The sequence below is a fragment of the Kurthia sp. YJT4 genome, assembly GCF_030219945.1.
GTDB classification, from domain to species: Bacteria; Bacillota; Bacilli; order Bacillales_A; family Planococcaceae; genus Kurthia; species Kurthia gibsonii.
Genome location: NZ_CP126689.1, coordinates 2,262,688 through 2,278,927, shown reverse-complemented (window position 1 = coordinate 2,278,927; position 16,240 = coordinate 2,262,688). Strand labels below are relative to the sequence as shown.

Genomic DNA, 16,240 nt, shown 5'->3' with positions numbered 1-16,240 from the left:
ATTTACATTGTCTAATACTTAAGTAATAGGTACAATAGTCTTATGCTAACTAGAGAAATTAGACATGGAGGATTTTGCGTGAAAATTAAAGCGAAGTTAAGGCTTGTTATGTTGGTATTAACAACAGCAGTAATCATTACAGCTGGTATGTCGATTTATCAATTAAAATCTACAAAGCAAGCCTATGAAATTATGCAAGAACACGAAGCCTTTCAGTTATTACTAAAATCAGTTCAATATCGTTTTACAGGTATTTCAAATGACGAGAGAGCTTATTTATTAACAGGTGAAGAAGCGTTAACTCAACAGATTGAACAAAAGAAAGAAGATATTGCGACTTATTTAAATGAGGCGAAAAAAATGCCGCATTTAGAAAAAGATAATTTACAAGATTTACAGACAATTGAAGAAAATATGAATCAATACTTTGAGCAGTCTAAGGTTATGATGAAATTTTATCAACGAGGAGATAAAAGACAAGCTTTAATGGTACATAGAGGGAAACAGCGCAGTATCCGTAAAGAATTAGTAGATCCAAGTGTTGAAAAAATGACTGAGGCAGTGAATCAAGAGATTGTAGTGTATAAAGAGAATTTAGAGAGTACACAAAAGAATCAATCCATCACATTCTATGCATTAGTATTCATTTTACTTGTAATTGGACAAGTATTTGCTTATCTCATTGCGCGTTCAATTATACATCCTATTAATAGTATGACAGACTCTTTAAAAGAGATTGCGGAAGGTGAAGGTGACCTAACAAAAGAAATTCCAGTCACAACAAAAGATGAATTAGGTGTGATGGGAAAAACATTTAATCAAATGTTGGAGCAGTTACGCTCTTTAATTCGAGAAGTTAGCTCGAGTGCTGAACAAGTAGCCGCATCTTCTGAACAATTAACAGCGAGTTCAGAAGAAACAACGCATGCGACAGAAAAAATATCTACAACTGTCCAAGAAGTGGCACATGGTTCTGAAAAACAAATTCAAAGTTTACATGAGACAACTTCAACGGTGCAACAAGTAACTGCGATTGTAGATGACATGACTAAACATACGAATCAAGCAACTAAAACAGCTACAATTGCTTCTGAACAAGCGATAGAAGGCGCAAAAGCGATTAGTAATATGACGACTCAAATGGATGAAATCAATCAGACGGTAAGTAATTTATCAGAAGATGTAACACACTTAGGTGAACGTTCGAGTGAAATTCGTCAAATTGTGGATACCATTACGGCCATTGCAGAACAGACGAATCTACTTGCACTCAATGCTGCAATTGAAGCAGCTCGAGCAGGAGAACATGGGCGTGGTTTTACGATTGTTTCAGAGGAAGTAAGAAAGTTAGCAGAACAATCGGCAGAATCTGCAAAGCAAATTTCAGATTTAATTGCGACTATCCAGCAAGAGACCGCTCAAACAGTTCATTCGATGAATGCAACTACGAATAAAGTAACAGCTGGAATAGGACTTGTAAAAGTAGCAGGTACATCATTTGAGTCGATTCAACAATCGATTGCAGAAACTGCTACAAAAATGCAAGAGGTAACAAAGTCATTCAATGTAATGAATACGAGTACGGAACAAATGGCACGACAAACATCTATTCTAGAACAAATTACAGAACAAACAGATCAAGGGACGCAAGAGATGGCTTCTGCTACAGAAGAACAATTAGCAGCAATGGAAGAAATTGCAGCATCTTCTGCATCATTATCTGATATGGCAGAAAATCTTCAAATATTGGTGAGAAAGTTTAAAGTATAAATAAAATCGAGAATTCGGAATGGACCGAGTTCTCGATTTTTTTAATGTATTAAACATGGTATGAGCGCTTTAAAATATTAAAGCAGTCCATAAACCATGAAGGTGTTTCATCTAATTGTTCTGTTTGGTGGTGTTCATCATAAAAAATAATACGACTCGGCTTTTCTGCCTCTTTCGGCATGAAAATTTCACCGTAGTTTGAGGCTTGTAGTGGATTTTCTGCTAATTGAAAGCGATAATAATGACATTCCTCACTTGCTTGTAAAAGATGATAACCGAGTTTGAAAAAAGTTAAATCGAGTTGTTTCATATAAAAACCTCCTTTTTCTTTTTACATAAAATATCTCCTTCATGATAAAAAATAAACGTCAGATTACAAAAGCGAGAGAAAAAAGTATGAACCGAACGAATTTAAGGGAATGGTAGAGGAAAATGATTGTTCGAGAGAGGTGATACGAATGGATCCGAATGAACGTACACGAGTATGGCTTGGTGTAGCAGGACTTGTTGTGAATGAATTAGGTGAATGGCTAGTGGTTATGAAAAGATATGGTGGGTTAGATGGCAAATGGTCATTGCCAGCAGGCTTTGTACAACCAGGTGAAACAGTTGATGAGGCTTGTCTGCGTGAACTAGAGGAAGAAACGAATGTAAAACCAGCACTACAAGGATTTTTAGGATTTCGTACAGGCGTATTAAAATATGATATTAGCGACAATTTAGCAGTTTTCTTATTAACAGCACATTCAGCGCAACAACAGATTATACCTCAATTAGATGAACTATATGAAGCTTGCTGGATGTCACCAGAAAAATTGAGAGAAGATCAGCGAACTTCTTTGATGATTTTAGAATTATTAGAGTTAGATTTAATGGCTAAACCATTACGATTAGGTGAACTTGAGAAAGATAATATTTTTGGCTATACTGCTTATAAATTATATTTTTAATGCTTATGTTTCGTATTTCGAATGAATGATTGGCTTTCTATATAAAAATATTGAATAATAAAAGAGAGAGAAAAAATGAATGGGGGAATGGTATTGTATGCAATTTACACAACAGACATTAGAGAATGTAACAGCAGATTTACTTATTGTAGGAGTGTCTGAGCATCAAACAAACTTAAGTGAATGGAATACATTTACAGAGGTGTTTGGTGAACAAACAAATACGTGGCTTAAATCAGATGATATTGCAGTTGGTTTAAAAAAGAGAACAAAACTACCGACAACACTTACACGTGTACCACGTATTTTATATGTTGGTCTAGGAAACCGTAAACATTTAACACCTGAAGAACTAAGACAAGCTTTTGGGTTAGTAGGGAAAGAAATTCAACAACTTCGTCTATCAAATTTCGCAATCTGGATAGATTCATTCGTAACGGATGATATCACGACAGAAGATGTTGCATCAATTGCGATGGAAGGTATTGTGATGGGGCATTATAAAATGGACCATTACCGCACCTCTGAAAATATCCCTGCAATTTATTTAGAAGAAGTGAAGTTTATTTCGCATGCAGAAGATGTCGTCATACGTGCAGCATTAGAAGTAGGTGAAATTTATGGTCAAGCTGTAAATGAAGCGAGGCGTCTAGTGAATTTACCAGGTAATATTTTAACAGCACCACTATTAGCAGATTATGCAAAAGGTATTGCGGCTACATATGATTTTGAAATAGAAATATTAACAAAAACTGAATTAGAAGAATTAGGAATGGGTGCAATTTTAGCAGTTAATAAAGGGTCACAAGAGGAACCACGTCTTATTACGATGAAATATCAACCACGAGAAGAATGGACGAATGTAACTGCCTTTGTAGGGAAAGGAGTAACATTTGACACAGGTGGTTATTCATTAAAAACGAAGACTGGTATTGTTGGTATGAAGGGCGATATGGGCGGAGCAGCAGCAGTTCTCGGTGCGATGCGTATTATCGGTGAATTACGACCAAACCATAATGTTATGGCAATTATTGGCGCAACAGATAATATGATTTCTGGGAGTGCATTCAAGCCAGATGATGTCATTACAACTTATAGTGGCAAAACGGTTGAAATTTTAAATACAGATGCGGAAGGTCGTCTTGTTTTAGCAGATGCAGTAGCTTATGCGAAACAACAGGGAGCTTCTTCAATCATTGATTTAGCTACATTAACAGGCGGTGTGATTACAGCGCTTGGTTATGATAAAACAGGTGCATTAACAAATGATGAAGCATTTTATCAAGAATTTTTAGCAGCAACTGAAGAAACCAATGAGTTTACATGGTTGATGCCACTGACAAAGAATGATTTACAGCGCGTACGTAAGTCAGATATAGCGGATTTAAATAACTCACCAGGTGGCGATGGTCATATGATTTTTGGCGGTGGATTTATCCATGAATTTGTTGGAGATACACCGTGGATTCATTTAGACATTGCAGGTACATCAGACGCGAATGCAGCGCATGACTTAGGACCAAAAGGCGGTACAGGTGTCATGGTACGTTCGCTTGCAACTTATATTATGCGTCAAACTGAACAAGAAATTGACATATAATAAATATCGATAGTAAAAGAGACCAAAACGAACTCTCGAGTCGTTTTGGTCTCTTTATTATTTTTTAGTCATTTGTTCTTCTTCTTCTGCTTTTTTACGGAGATACTCTGCTTTTAAATCATCTTGTACTGTACCTTTCCATGGTTTAACACCTGAAAAGTAAGCAGCGCGTGCCATTAAGTGCCCACCCACAGGACCTGTAACGAACAAGAATAAAATCCCCAGTAGAATTCTCGGATTGTAAACGCCCTCTACAGACCAGAAATGAATGAAAGTACCAATCAAGATGAACATAACACCTAGTGTGGCACTCTTAGAAGCCGCGTGAGCGCGTGTATAAGCGTCTGGGAAACGAAGTAGACCAATTGCTGTCACGATGATAAAAAACGTTCCTAGCGCCAATGAAATAACAATTAAGGTATTAATTAGAATTGTCACGTTCAATAATATCTCCCTTCTCTAAGAATTTAGAAAAGGCTGTCGTGCCAATGAAAGAAAGAATCGCTAATAGTAATGCTATTTCCACATAAAAACTTGTTTTCACATAGATAGAAAATAGACCGACTAAAGCGATAATACAAACACCAATTGCATCAAGCGCAATAATACGATCAGGCGCAGTAGGCCCTTTCACTAAGCGGTAAATAATAGGAATCATCGTAAGTGAGATCAGAACGATGAGAATAAGTATGAAGTAATCCATCATGAGCGACTCACCTCCAAGATAGCTTTTTCAAATGATTGTTTAATTGACTCGATTGTGTCATCGACATCATCAATATCAATCGCATGAATATAAAGTGTTTTTGAATCGTCTGATACATGTACAACAATCGTACCAGGCGTTAATGTAATCAAGCTTGACAATAATGTAATTTCCCACTCTTTTTCTAAAATAGTCGGATAAGCGAAGAAAGCAGGCTCCATGTCCATTTTAGGTGCGAGTGCAATTTTCACAACTGCAATATTTGCTAACCACAATTCTTTTAGAAATAAGAATGCAAGGCGAATTGCAGACCAAAGTCGGTTGATGTAAAAACGAGAAGGGAACATATTACGCATAATGAAGAGCATAATAATCCCGAGTAAATAGCCAATTACAAAGCCTTGGGGTGTGAAGTTAATGGATAAAAACATCCAAATGAATGCAAGGAAAAAATTCAATAGTACTTGAATTGCCATGCGTCAATCACTCCTTTAATACCGCATCTGTATAAACAGATGGATGTAATAGTACCTCTGCGGCGTCTTGCATATACGGTGTAATCAATTCTGCACCTACGCCGTATGCTACCGTTAATAAAACAAGTAGCATGCTTGGAATCAAGAGTTGTTTATAATGCGTTCTCGATTCTTTTGGAACGAGTGTTTTTGCTTCACCCCAGAAGCCATAAATAAAGATTCGAATAACGGATAGTAGCACGATTAAGCTAGATAGTAAAATCCAAAGACTAGACCATAGATTTCCAGCTGCAAGTCCGCCTTCTACAATCAACATTTTACCGATGAAGCCACTTAATGGTGGAATACCAGCAAGACCAAATGCAGCGATTAAATAGGTCCAAGCGAGTGTTGGATAGGTGCGCATAATACCACCCATCTTTTTCAAATTGGCTGTGCCAGTCACGACAATCATAATACCAACTAAGAAGAATAGTGCGGCTTTGATAAACATATCATGAACGATATAGAACATCGCACCCATCAAGCCATCTTCATTCATTTGTGCGACACCATATAAGATGACCCCAACTGCAATCACAATATTATAGATGATAATATTTTTAACATTGAATGTCGAAAGCGCTCCAATACATCCCGCTAAAATCGTTAAACAACTTAATACGAGTAAGAGTGTATGTGTAAAACCTGTATCATGTACGAAGAATAACGTATATGTACGCGTAATCGCGTATACACCAACTTTTGTTAAGAGGGCTCCAAATAGTGCAAGAACAGGAATCGGTGGTGCAGCATAAGCACTCGGTAACCAGAAGAATAATGGGAAGATGGCTGCTTTTAATCCGAAAACGATTAAGAACAGTACGCCAATTGTTGTAATAATTCCTGGTTGATTCAGTTCGGCAATTTTCACTGAAATATCCGCCATATTCAATGTACCAACTACAGAATATAAGAAGGCTACTGTAATAACGAATAGTGCTGAAGAAATAACATTTACGAGAATATACTTAATGGATTCACGTAGCTGACCTTTTTCCCCGCCTAATACACTCAGTAAATAAGAAGCCATAAGTAATACTTCAAAGAATACGAATAAGTTGAAAATATCCCCTGTTAAAAATGCTCCGTTAACACCTGTTAGCATTAAAAGTACACCAGGATAGTAGAAGAATTTTTCACGTTCAATCCCGATTGATTTGAAACTATACCAAACTGTAAATAGTGCAACGATAACACTTGTCGTAACAAGTAGCATTGCGACCATATCAGCAACCATCGTAATACCGAATGGTTCCGGCCAGTTACCAAATGTAACAACTTGGATGCCTTCTGTGTGAATCGTTTGAATTAAGTAAACTGCACAAGCTGTCGTTAAAATCAAACTAACAAGTGTTACGACACGTTGATAATATACTTTTTTCGGAGCGAACATTAAAAGAATGGCTGTGAAAAAAGGAAGAATGATTGGTGTTAATAAAAAGTTAGTCATCATCTGCTAAAATCCTCCTAATTTCATCTAAGTTATCTGTTCCAAGTTCTTGATATGCACGATATGCAAGTACTAAGAAGAAGGCTGTGACACCAAAGCTAATCACAATCGCTGTTAAGATTAAGGCTTGTGGTAGAGGATCCGCCATATTTGTAACACCATCTGCTAAAACAGGAGGTGCTTCACCGCCTAGACCACCCATTGTTAAGATGAGTAAATGCGCACCATGACTTAATAAGCCTGTACCGATAATAATACGTAAAATACTTTTAGAAAGAATTAAATAGACAGCAGCCATGAATAAAAATCCAATAGCAAAGGACATGACAACTTCCATTATTCATCCCCTCCAATCGATTGAATAATAATCATTGTGACACCGACAACGACCAGATAAACACCGAGGTCAAATAACATCGCTGTATGTAGTTCTGTGTCGCCGAATAATGGTAGTGTGAAATGATCAAAATAATGTTTAAAGAACGCATCGCCCAAAAAGGCAGACGTAGCAGCTGTACCTAATGACAGGAGTAAACCAATCGCTGTCATTGTTGTGTAGTTGATTGGTAATAACTGCTGTACCGTTTTTAAATCATACGTTAATAGAAGTAACACAAGTGCACTTGCTGTAAGAAGTCCACCAACAAATCCGCCTCCAGGAGAGAAGTGTCCTGCAAAGAAGATATGAATGGAGAAAAGGAAAATCATGAAAAATACAACTTGTGTGGTTGTTTTTAAAATGACGTTATTTAGTTTCATGTGTTTTCTTCTCCTTCTTTGGACGACGTAATTTAATCATGCCAAGAATCGCCATACCAGCGATTGCGAGTACAGTGATTTCGAATAATGTATCAAATCCACGATAGTCAACAAGAATTACATTGACGATATTACCGCCACCTGCTTTTGTATAAACCGTATCTTTATAATATTGGCTGATGGATGGAAGTAATTTTTGTGACTGTGCAGATAGTGCAACAAGTGTCACCATGACGCCAACACCAAGCGCAATTAAAAAGTTATTAATTTTAAATGGCATACGTTCTTCGTGACGTGACATTTTTGGGAGATGATAAAAAGCTAATAGGAATAGCGCAACTGATACAGTTTCGATTACTAATTGTGTTAGCGCTAAGTCAGGTGCATTGAAAATAATAAAGAATAACGCAACCGAGTAACCGACAGCGCCAAGTGCGATAATCGCAGTTAAGCGTGTGCGTGCAATCAGTACCGTGAATGTACCAATAATCATGACAATTAAGGTTGCAATTTCAAAAATACCAACCTCTGCTGTATTCGCTGTACTATAGTTAAATCCATTACTCATAAACAATGTCGAAATAACAGCGACAACCATGAAAGCGAACATATACATTAAGTAGTGGCGCATCGAACCTGTCATATAAAGATTCGATAATTTCTGACTATCTACGTCCGCAAAACGCATTAAACGGTTATAAAGACCATTCAACGACCATTTCTCTGATACGAAACGATAAATGGGTTGCCATTTTCTAAGTGTTATAAAGAGTAAGAACCCGATGACAACAATACCAATTGTCATTTGTAGTTCAGTTGTCCAACCATGCCAAGCTTGCACATAAATTGGAATATCATCAATTGTTTCATAAAGCTGTGGTTGCATGGCAAGAACAGCTGGTTTAATGAAGTATTTACCGATAACATTTGGAATGAAGAAGATTGCTACAACAAGTGAAGCTAAAATAATTGGCGAAATTAACATACCAATCGGTGCTTCATGTGGCTTCTTCGGTAATTTGCCTGTATTTCCTTTGCCCATAAATGTGTAATACAAGAAGTATAGACAGTAAACAAATGTAAAAATACTTGCAACAAATGCGACCCATGGAAGAATAGGACCCCATGTTGAAAAATTGAATAGTGAAAATTCTTTTAATGAAAGCATAGAAGTTAAAAATAATTCTTTACTTAAAAATCCATTGAATGGTGGTAAACCAGCCATTGCTAAACTACCGATTGCAGCAATTGTAAAACTAATTGGCATTAAGCTCATTAAGCCACCAAGTTTTCGAATATCACGTGTACCTGTTTCATGATCAACAATTCCGGCAACCATGAATAAACTACCTTTGAATGTGGCGTGATTCACAAGATGGAAAATAGCCGCATAGGCAGCAAATGCAAAAATTGTCTTTTGTGGAGATTCTACATGGAATGCAATCCCCGCTGCACCAAGCATCGCCATAATCATTCCTAGCTGACTGACAGTCGAGAATGCGAGAATTCCTTTTAAGTCGGTTTGCTTTACAGCGAAGAATGAACCCCAGAATAATGTAATCAAACCACTTAAAACAACGAGCCAAATCCAATATTCACTCACTGCAAATAATGGTGTTAGACGTGCAACTAAGTAAATCCCTGCTTTTACCATTGTGGCAGAGTGAAGGTATGCACTAACTGGTGTTGGTGCTTCCATCGCATCTGGTAACCAAATATAGAATGGGAACTGAGCAGATTTTGTAAATGCACCTAATAGAATGAGTACAATCATCCAAATGAAGTAGGGCGAATCAGCAATCACTGAACCATTTGCAATCAATTCACGAATGGAATAGCTACCACCTGCCTGTGCAAGAAGTAAAAATCCACCGAGCATCATCAGACCACCAAAAACAGTAATCATCATCGATTTAAGCGCACCAAAACGAGATCGATCGCGATTGTACCAATAACCGATCAGTAGGAAAGATGAAATCGATGTTAATTCCCAAAATAGATATAAACTAATTAAATGATCGGATTGAACCACGCCAAGCATGGCTGTCATGAACATTAGTAAATAGAAATAAAAATTATGTAGCTGTTCTTTTTTTCGATCCAAATAAAAAATCGAGTATAAAACAACTAATGAACCAATAATGGTAATTAATAAAGAGAACAGTAAACTAAGACCGTCTAAATAAGATGTTACGGATAAGTCGAGTGACTTTACCCAGTAGAAGGTAGATGTATAAGGACCTTCTGTAATGTTTGGAATAAAGCGCGCATAGTATATTGCGAGCGTAAGTGGAACCAATAAAACAAACCAACCCGTATGTATACGTGAGAACGTTTTATAAAGTAGTGGCACGAAGAGTGCAAATAAAACGGGTAGGAAAATGAGTAGAACTTGATTCACTATAATCCCCCTTTCAAATAATAATCAATGGATTAAACAACAGTATAGCTCATAAATGAGCGCTTTGCATGGTTCGGCAAATGGATTCCCGCTTGATTGTGAATCTATTTTTCCGATATTATAAATATGAAGAAACAGACAAAAAATTACGCGAAAATCGAGGTAAAATTTTTTTATGAAGAATCCATATATCTATGGCTATCTACCGTTAATTACCATCATTCTCTTTAGTTTAACATTCGGATTGTATTCCGTAACAGAAAGTTTAGTCCTATTTAAAAAAATTGGTGTATATGCGGGGGTCCGGGAGTTTCTATCTGAAATTCAACTGCGTGTATTCCTATTAATCGTTATTGCAGCAGTTTATTTCATGATTTTTTCAGCTCTTAAATTAATCGGCGAGACCATTCACGAGATGGGCATGCTATTCTTTTCGAAAGATATGGATGGTAAAAGTTTGATTGTGATTCGTGGTGGAAATGTAATTTTCTTCTTCGGTGCACTGGTTTCGGCAGCAGGTATTTCAAATATTTATATACTTGGTGGCATATTTATTACAACTGTCTTTATTTATTTTGTTTATATTATTTATAAAATCAGTGTACATGTATCATTCGGTGCATCCATTGGTGTTATGCTTTTTGAAATTGTTGTATGGGCGATTATTTTAACGCTCGTTGTGTATGCAGGATTAAAATTATACAATGGGATTATTTCGAGTTTGCCATTCAAATCGTAAAATACAAAACAGACTGGGACGAAACATTTCACTTCCCTTTTTAGCGTTCGCAACGAAAAACTGGAACCGCGCCACAGCGCGATTCCAGTTTTTCTTATGCTCATGTGGGATGTATTTTTTGCACTTATGTCCCAGCCTGTTTATATTTTATTGCACCATTACATTGAATAATTTATGGTGGATTTTTTCTTTTTCAAGATCTTTCATTTGAACAGGTTTGTCATATCCAAGCCATACAACACTTGTATAACGACCTGTCAAACCAGCCATCCAATAATCTCGGTAGTCATTTGTTGTACCTGTTTTGACTCCCAAATAACTACTGCTCGCTTGAACACCTACACCTGTACCAGAATCAGCTGTTGCTTTCATCATTTGACGAATAGATGTGACAGTTGATGGAGCCCAAACTTGTTCTTTTTTATCTGGCCATTCATATAAAAGTTTACCACTTCTTGTTTTAACAGCACGAATCGCATGTGTACGAGAATAGTTCCCATTGATAAAAGAAGTGTAGGCATCTGCTAATTGAACAGAGGACATACCATCGGTGAATCCACCAAGCGCAGCTGTATAATACAAGTCTTTTTTCGTTGCACGATCAAATGTGAAAGGTTGCATGTAATTGAACGCTTTTTTTATGCCGACACGATCGAAGATACGAAGAGCTACTGTATTATACGAATTTTTGAATGCATTTTCTAATGAAACAATACCAACCTTTTCGTTACCATAATTTTGTGGACAATAGTCGTTTACACAATATTGGGAAGCATCAATCGTTGAATCAGGTGTTACACGATAGTTTTCAAAATAAGGGCCGTAATCTAAAATCGGTTTAATTGCAGAACCTGGCTGACGTTTTGCTTGATAAGCACGATTAAAGTCATATTTCTCATAACCTTTTCCAGCGTATACTGCGACAATCTCGCGACGCTCGTTATCAATAACAGTTCCAGCTGCTTGCAATTTACCACGACCACTTAAGATTGTATTAGCACCTTTTGTTACTTGACGTTGTTTCTTTCGATCTAAACTCGTTTCGATAATCAAACCATTGTGTAAAACTTCATTTACACGTTCTGTTAATGCTTTATTAACTGCTGCAAAAGCAGCGCCTGTCTTCGCTTGTTCAAATTGTTTATGATAGCCATCTACCTCTGAAATTAAACTTCTGAGTTCATACATAACGTATGTACTATATTCAGGATATTTTTGTGTTTTCTTTTTGATTGAAATTGAAATGGTTTCCTTTTTGAACTTCGCTGCCTCTTCTTCTGTTAAGATTTCTTTCTCAACCATCTTATCTAGTAATCGTTCTTGACGCTTTTTCGTATTTTCAAAGTTTCGAAGAGGATCATATAGACTTGGGTTATTCGGAATCGCTGCAATAAAAGCCATTTCAGCTTTTGAAAGTTCTGGTAAGGGCTTGTTAAAATAATAGGTTGAAGCAGCACCCACACCATAAACACCATTTGCAAAATACATTTCATTCAAATAATCATTTAAAATCTCATCTTTAGATTCTTTTTTCTCTAACTCATAAGCATAAAATAATTCGAGCATTTTTCGTTCATACGTTTTTTCTTGCGATAGATAGCGCATACGAACGAGTTGTTGTGTGATGGTACTACCACCTTGTGAAGTCTCACCACTTGAACGATTTGCCATGACTGCACGCATGATTGCTGTTAAATCAAATCCAATATGGTCATAAAAACCTGCATCTTCCGATAAAACGAATAGTTGCTGTGCGAATGATGGAATATCGCCTAATTTTAATGGGTCACGCCATTCAGAGTATTCTTCTGAAAAGAGAACATTATCTTGGTCTTTTAATAGTGTAGGATTAATCGGTTGTTGATCCTTAATTTCAATGGCGGAGGAGAATTGCTTACTAAAATTTTTTGCTGAAATGAGTTCTATACCAATCTTATTAAATAAAAAGATGAGCAGAGGCAAGCTACAAATAATCAGCATAATGCCGAGTGCCTTTCTCACAGTCAATCCTCCTCATATGATTTCAATGTAAATTATACCGTCATAGCATAGCATAAAAAGTAAGTTTATGACTTACCTTTTATTATATCGTCCAAATCTTGTAAAGGTTTCTTGTCTACGACGTATAAAATAATCCATGCGATGAAAAATAGTGCTGCAGTCACATAGAAAACAGCAGAGATAGAAAAAATACCACTTACAAAGCCACCGATTAGTGGACCGATAATGTTACCGAAGAATCGGAAGCTCGTATTGTAACCCATTACTTCTCCTTGGACAGTAACAGGTGCCTCACGACGAATGAGTGCTGTTGTAATCGGAATTAAGCCACCAAGTACCGTTCCGTAAACTAAACGTAAAAGAATTAATTGCCATAGAGCTGTAACCCAAGCTTGTGGAATCATGAAGATGACAGCGAGACCTAGTAAGATGAACAGTACTTTTTCATAACCAATATGATCACCTAAACGCCCCCAAAAACGTGCAAATAGAATATTCCCAAGACCAGCTGCACTGAATGTTAAACCAGCTAAGAAAGTTACTTGTGTGACATCATGCGTTAAATCAGCCACATATAAAGAAAGAAGCGGTTGAATGGAGAAATTCCCGATTTGAATAAGCGATGTAATCAGCATGACATTGAATAATAAGCGGTGTTTAAAAATACCACGGAGTACTTGTCTGCGTGAATAGATTTGACGTGCTTTTTTACTTACAGCTGCGCGTACTTCTTTTACACCGAAGAAGATGATGATACCAGCGAGTAAGACAGAAGCAGATGTGATGAAGAAAGTGTATTGGAAACCAAAAGCATCGGCTAATAATCCACCTACAATGGGACCAAATAGAGAACCAGATACACTACCCATTTGAAGTGTTCCAAGTGTCTTACCTGCTTCTTTTTTCTCCGTTTGTGTACTAATGAAAGCGAGTGAAGTGGGGATGAATCCTGTAACGACACCCATTGCTAAACGAAGGAAGAAGAATTGCCAAACATTCTCTACATACCCCATCAGAAGAATACTAATGGCTAGACCGATGGCGTTGATGATAAGAATCGGCTTATAGCCATACTTATCTGCGATTCGTCCCCAGATAGGTGACATGATGAAAGCAGATATAAAAGTAGCTCCGAAGATTAAGCCTGACCATTTTTGAACATAGCCTTCTGAAAAATGACCGAGTGTTTCGATGTATAAAGAGAGGAAGGGCATAATCATCGTCATCGTTCCAGCGACTAAGAGATTGGAAATCCAAATGATGATAAAATTGCGTTTTTGAAGACTCATAAAATCACGTTCTTTCTATATATTAATGAAAATGTAGTTAAACACTGAATTAAAATGGTTTTTATGATAGAATATGACGGTACAATTCAGAAGGTATTTTCGCGTGTATCGCTTAAAATTCCCTTTTGAGAAAATGCATAAACTTATCGTATAAAAGGAGAGACAATTATGTTTCCACAATTAAACCAAGAAGTACAAGAAAATGAAATTCTAGTTGAAATGGATACAACAATGGGTCCAATTCAAATCAAATTATTCCCAGAGTTAGCGCCAAAAACAGTAGAAAACTTTGTAACACATGCAAAAAATGGCTACTACGACGGTATTATTTTCCACCGCATTATTAAAGATTTCATGATTCAAGGTGGAGACCCAACTGGTACAGGTATGGGCGGCGAATCAATTTATGGTTCAACATTTGAAGATGAATTCAACCCTGAGTTAATGAACTTACGCGGCGCATTATCAATGGCAAACGCTGGTCCAGGAACAAATGGTTCACAATTCTTCATCGTACAAGCGAAAAATGTTTCAGCTGACACCGTTTCATATTTAAGAAATGTTGGATATCCTGAAGACAAATTAACTTTACACATAGAAAACGGCGGTACACCATGGTTAGACGGTAAACATACAGTATTCGGTCACGTTGTGAACGGTATGGATGTTGTAGATGAAATGGCTGACGTAGAAAAAGACGGTCGTGACAAACCAGTAGAAGATATCTCAATTAAGAGCATCAAAGTAATTGAAAAATAATGCATAATAAAACTCCGATATGCCGTAGCATATCGGAGTTTTATTGACCTACGAGATGCTTACGATAATGCTTGAATAAAGCGTTTTACAACTTCTTTCAAAGTTTCGCGTGTACAAGCGATGTTCATTCGAAGGAAACCATCGAATGGTGCACCGTATTTTGTACCGGGATCAAGTGCGACCCCTGCATCTAATAGTTTTTGCATCATTTCTTTTTCAGTCATACCTGTTTGGCGCATATCTAACCATAATAGATACGTTGCATCAGGATGTTTTATGTTAATTTTTGGAAGTTCTTGTGTGATGGTATCAATGACATAGCGTACATTCTCATTTAGATAATCGATTAAAGCATGTAACCATGCTTCAGATTCTTCGGAGAAAGCAGCTTGTACAGCTGTTAAAGCAAATGTGTTAAGGCCCATTTGACTATGACTTTCCATTGTTTTTCGAATCATTTGACGTTTTTTTGCATCGGTTACAATCATCATAGCAGCTTGGATACCTGCAATGTTGAATGTTTTGGTTGGTGCAACACATGTGATGACATTGTCAGCATGTGAAGATGCTTTTGCGAACGGAATATGTTGTGTACCGTTTAGAATTAAATCACTATGAATTTCGTCAGAAAGTACAATGACACCATTTTCAGCACAAATTGTATCAATTCTTTTTAGAACATCTTCAGACCATACGGTTCCAGACGGATTATGTGGATGACAGAAGATGAATAGTTTAACATCATCTTTTTTAGCTTGTTCTTCAAATGTTTCGAAATCAAATGTGTAGACACCATTTTCTTCATGCAGTGGTGCATAAGCTACTTGGCGATTTAGTTTTTTAGGTACATTAAAGAATGGAGGATAGATGGGTGCATTCACAAGCACAGTATCTCCTTCATTCGTAAAAGCTTCAACAATTGTTGAAATAGCAGGCACAACGCCTTGATGATAAAGTACAGATTCTGTTGGTACATGCCAGTCGTTTCGACGTGCTAGCCATGAAGTTACAGAAGAAGCACATGCCTCGTCTTCAAATGTGTAGCCGAATAGCGGGAAATCCATACGTGCTTTTAAAGCGTTCGTAATCGTTTCAGGTGCAGCAAAGTCCATATCTGCTACCCACATTGGAATAATTTTTGAAGCATCTGGAATAGAATAAATCTTCTCCATTAAATCCCACTTAAGTGAGCTTGTATTTCTACGTGAATAAGTTTCGTCAAAATTAAACATTCATACCCCTTCTTTCTGTCAGCATTTGCTCTTTTGTGCACTTTTGTTCGTAATTATGTTATCATG

16 protein-coding genes are annotated in these 16,240 nt (G+C 36.9%); 5 read left to right on the top strand and 11 right to left on the bottom strand.

Features of this window, described 5'->3' with window-relative positions:
- Positions 1-78 precede the first annotated feature (78 nt).
- Positions 79-1,770: a methyl-accepting chemotaxis protein gene (locus QN089_RS11315; protein ID WP_285215335.1), complete on the top strand. Its 1,692-nt coding sequence runs from the start codon at positions 79-81 to the stop codon at positions 1,768-1,770.
- A gap of 49 nt (positions 1,771-1,819) precedes the next feature.
- On the opposite strand, the gene QN089_RS11310 is transcribed toward QN089_RS11315, so the two are convergent.
- Positions 1,820-2,080, bottom strand: coding sequence for a hypothetical protein (locus tag QN089_RS11310; RefSeq protein ID WP_285215334.1), 261 nt, complete (start codon positions 2,078-2,080; stop codon positions 1,820-1,822).
- Between the two features lie 148 nt (positions 2,081-2,228).
- Here QN089_RS11310 and QN089_RS11305 point away from each other — a divergent pair, with 148 nt between their 5' ends.
- Positions 2,229-2,720: an NUDIX domain-containing protein gene (locus tag QN089_RS11305; protein ID WP_285215333.1), complete on the top strand. Its 492-nt coding sequence runs from the start codon at positions 2,229-2,231 to the stop codon at positions 2,718-2,720.
- Between the two features lie 97 nt (positions 2,721-2,817).
- Entirely contained in the window at positions 2,818-4,320 is a 1,503-nt protein-coding gene (locus tag QN089_RS11300) for a leucyl aminopeptidase (RefSeq protein ID WP_285215332.1), read from the top strand.
- Positions 4,321-4,377: 57 nt separating this feature from the next.
- Here the strand turns inward: QN089_RS11300 and mnhG are convergent, their stop codons facing one another.
- From mnhG to QN089_RS11265, 7 genes are read right to left on the bottom strand one after another with little or no spacing between them, the layout of a single operon-like run.
- Positions 4,378-4,758: a monovalent cation/H(+) antiporter subunit G gene (gene mnhG, locus QN089_RS11295; RefSeq protein WP_285215331.1), complete on the bottom strand. Its 381-nt coding sequence runs from the start codon at positions 4,756-4,758 to the stop codon at positions 4,378-4,380.
- On the bottom strand, positions 4,742-5,023 hold the full coding sequence (locus QN089_RS11290) for a Na(+)/H(+) antiporter subunit F1 (RefSeq protein WP_068457250.1): 282 nt from the start codon (positions 5,021-5,023) through the stop codon (positions 4,742-4,744). The genes mnhG and QN089_RS11290 overlap by 17 nt, the downstream gene beginning before the upstream one ends.
- Positions 5,023-5,502 (bottom strand): Na+/H+ antiporter subunit E, encoded by a 480-nt coding sequence (locus tag QN089_RS11285; protein ID WP_285215330.1) that lies wholly within the window; start codon positions 5,500-5,502, stop codon positions 5,023-5,025. The genes QN089_RS11290 and QN089_RS11285 overlap by 1 nt, the downstream gene beginning before the upstream one ends.
- Positions 5,503-5,509: 7 nt before the next feature.
- The gene (locus QN089_RS11280) at positions 5,510-6,994 is read right to left on the bottom strand and encodes a Na+/H+ antiporter subunit D (protein WP_285216431.1); all 1,485 of its coding nucleotides are present in this window, start codon (positions 6,992-6,994) and stop codon (positions 5,510-5,512) included.
- Positions 6,987-7,331 carry a Na(+)/H(+) antiporter subunit C gene (locus QN089_RS11275; protein ID WP_068451539.1) on the bottom strand — a complete coding sequence of 115 codons (345 nt, stop codon included), beginning with the start codon at positions 7,329-7,331 and terminating at the stop codon, positions 6,987-6,989. The genes QN089_RS11280 and QN089_RS11275 overlap by 8 nt, the downstream gene beginning before the upstream one ends.
- Positions 7,331-7,753, bottom strand: coding sequence for a Na(+)/H(+) antiporter subunit B (locus QN089_RS11270; RefSeq protein WP_068451542.1), 423 nt, complete (start codon positions 7,751-7,753; stop codon positions 7,331-7,333). The genes QN089_RS11275 and QN089_RS11270 overlap by 1 nt, the downstream gene beginning before the upstream one ends.
- Positions 7,740-10,154, bottom strand: a complete 2,415-nt coding sequence (locus tag QN089_RS11265; protein ID WP_285215329.1) for a Na+/H+ antiporter subunit A — start codon at positions 10,152-10,154, stop codon at positions 7,740-7,742. Before QN089_RS11265 ends, QN089_RS11270 begins: the two co-directional genes overlap by 14 nt.
- Before the next feature lie 175 nt (positions 10,155-10,329).
- Here QN089_RS11265 and QN089_RS11260 point away from each other — a divergent pair, with 175 nt between their 5' ends.
- Entirely contained in the window at positions 10,330-10,893 is a 564-nt protein-coding gene (locus tag QN089_RS11260) for a DUF5366 family protein (RefSeq protein WP_087680046.1), read from the top strand.
- Between the two features lie 147 nt (positions 10,894-11,040).
- Here QN089_RS11260 and QN089_RS11255 read toward each other — a convergent pair whose 3' ends face one another.
- Together QN089_RS11255 and QN089_RS11250 are read right to left on the bottom strand one after the other, a co-directional pair.
- On the bottom strand, positions 11,041-12,894 hold the full coding sequence (locus QN089_RS11255; protein ID WP_068451551.1) for a transglycosylase domain-containing protein: 1,854 nt from the start codon (positions 12,892-12,894) through the stop codon (positions 11,041-11,043).
- A gap of 65 nt (positions 12,895-12,959) precedes the next feature.
- Positions 12,960-14,183: an MFS transporter gene (locus tag QN089_RS11250; RefSeq protein WP_068451555.1), complete on the bottom strand. Its 1,224-nt coding sequence runs from the start codon at positions 14,181-14,183 to the stop codon at positions 12,960-12,962.
- 168 nt (positions 14,184-14,351) lie between these two features.
- Between QN089_RS11250 and QN089_RS11245 the strand changes: the two genes are divergently transcribed.
- Positions 14,352-14,942: a peptidylprolyl isomerase gene (locus QN089_RS11245; RefSeq protein ID WP_285215328.1), complete on the top strand. Its 591-nt coding sequence runs from the start codon at positions 14,352-14,354 to the stop codon at positions 14,940-14,942.
- Between the two features lie 59 nt (positions 14,943-15,001).
- Here the strand turns inward: QN089_RS11245 and QN089_RS11240 are convergent, their stop codons facing one another.
- Entirely contained in the window at positions 15,002-16,174 is a 1,173-nt protein-coding gene (locus QN089_RS11240) for a MalY/PatB family protein (protein ID WP_285215327.1), read from the bottom strand.
- Positions 16,175-16,240: the final 66 nt, after the last annotated feature.